This window comes from Bartonella sp. AD328YNZD, assembly GCF_042196425.1.
This window is the reverse complement of the sequence record NZ_JBHIQG010000391.1, coordinates 1-2,091: the sequence shown is the minus strand read 5'-3', so window position 1 is coordinate 2,091 and position 2,091 is coordinate 1. Positions and strand designations below refer to the sequence as shown.

The 2,091-nt window shown below is 39.9% G+C and carries 1 protein-coding gene and 1 pseudogene; both read left to right on the top strand.

All coding sequences use genetic code 11. The features are described 5' to 3' along the window. The coding region (locus tag ACFIO3_RS12100; protein WP_375704524.1) for a ribosomal protein L7/L12 at positions 1-117 on the top strand (117 nt) is incomplete at its 5' end. Between the two features lie 289 nt (positions 118-406). After that, a pseudogene (locus ACFIO3_RS12095) lies at positions 407-2,091 on the top strand (DNA-directed RNA polymerase subunit beta); the annotation flags it as partial.

Sequence of the window (2,091 nt, the reverse complement as noted above, 5' to 3'; positions counted from 1 at the left end):
GCTAAAGATCTGGTTGAAGGAGCACCCAAGCCTATTAAAGAAGGTGCTTCTAAAGAAGAGGCAGAGAAAATTAAATCTCAACTTGAAGCTGCTGGTGCTAAAGTTGAACTTAAGTAAATTTAATTTTATCGGCGAACATTTATGTTCGCCGATTTTCTTTCTCTTAATACAAAGAGGGAAAATAATGAGTAAAAAACCTTTTCCCAATGGTTTCGTAACATGAAAGGGATAGGTTTTGATTACTTCCCCCTTCATCATAGAGTCAAAGAGATAAATGGCTTATGTTGGTGGGGAAAGTTAATGATGCTCATTATGAGTGTCAAGTGAACTGGTCTGCATATGCAGGTTAATGGTATAAGGCTTTCAAGGTTGGTCTACCTTGAACAGTAAAGATCAAGGAGCGACGATGGCTCAGACTCACGCAATGATGTCTCAATTCAATGGTCGTAAGCGCGTACGGAAATTTTTTGGTAAGATTCCTGAAGTAGCAGAAATGCCGAATCTTATTGAGGTTCAAAAAGCCTCATACGATCAATTTCTCATGGTTGAGGAACCGAAAGGTGGGCGACCAGATGAAGGTTTGCAAGCTGTTTTTAAATCGGTTTTTCCTATTTCAGATTTTTCCGGGACAGCTATGCTTGAGTTTGTAGGTTATGAATTTGATTTACCAAAATTTGATGTTGAAGAGTGCCGTCAACGTGATTTAACTTATGCTGCCCCATTAAAGGTCATATTGCGTTTGATTGTTTTTGATGTTGATGAGGATACTGGCTCCAAAGATATCAAAGATATTAAAGAGCAAGGCGTTTATATGGGCGATATGCCTTTAATGACGACGAATGGTACCTTTATTGTTAATGGTACGGAGCGTGTTATTGTTTCTCAGATGCATCGTTCTCCTGGTGTCTTTTTTGACCATGATAAAGGAAAGTCCCATTCATCAGGAAAGCTTCTTTTTGCTGCTCGTGTTATTCCATATCGTGGTTCTTGGCTTGACATTGAGTTTGATGCTAAAGATATCATTTATGCGCGTATTGATCGACGGCGCAAGATTCCTGTTACTAGTCTTTTGATGGCATTAGGTATGGATGCGTCGGATATTTTATCGACGTTTTATGATAAAGTGACTTATGAGCGTGATGGAGAAGGATGGCGTGTTCCTTATTCTGTGGATCGCTTTAAAGGAATGAAGCTCATTTCTGATCTTATAGATGCAGATAGTGGTGAAGTCGTTGCGGAGGCTGGTAAAAAATTAACAGTTCGTACTGCAAAGTCTTTGGTAGAAAAAGGACTTAAAGCGGTTAAAGTTAGTGAAGATGATTTATTAGGTTGTTATCTAGCCGAAGATATCGTCAATTACGAAACAGGTGAAATCTACCTTGAAGCTGGTGATGAAATTGACGAAAAAGTATTAAAAATTCTGCTCGATGTTAGTGCTGATCAAGTCAATATTCTTGATATTGATCACATGAATATTGGCGCTTACATCCGCAATACTTTGAAGGTAGATAAAAATGAAAGTCGGCAGGATGCGTTATTTGATATTTACCGGGTGATGCGTCCAGGTGAACCACCAACAATCGATACAGCAGAAGCAATGTTCCATTCATTGTTTTTTGATCCAGAGCGTTATGATCTTTCCGCTGTCGGGCGTGTTAAGATGAATTTACGTATGGATCTTGATTGTCCAGACACAGTTCGCATTTTACGCCAAGAGGATATTATTGCTGTTGTTAAGATGTTGGTTGAATTGCGTGATGGACGTGGTGAAATTGATGATATTGATAATCTTGGCAACCGTCGTGTTCGTTCCGTCGGGGAGTTGATGGAAAATCAATATCGCATTGGTCTTCTTCGTATGGAGCGTGCGATAAAAGAGCGTATGTCATCGGTTGAAATTGATACAGTTATGCCACAGGATTTGATTAATGCAAAGCCTGCGGCAGCAGCGGTCCGTGAATTTTTTGGGTCTTCACAATTGTCTCAGTTTATGGATCAAACCAATCCATTGTCAGAAATTACCCATAAACGCCGTCTTTCTGCTCTTGGTCCAGGTGGTTTGACTCGTGAACGTGCGGGTTTTGAAGTTCG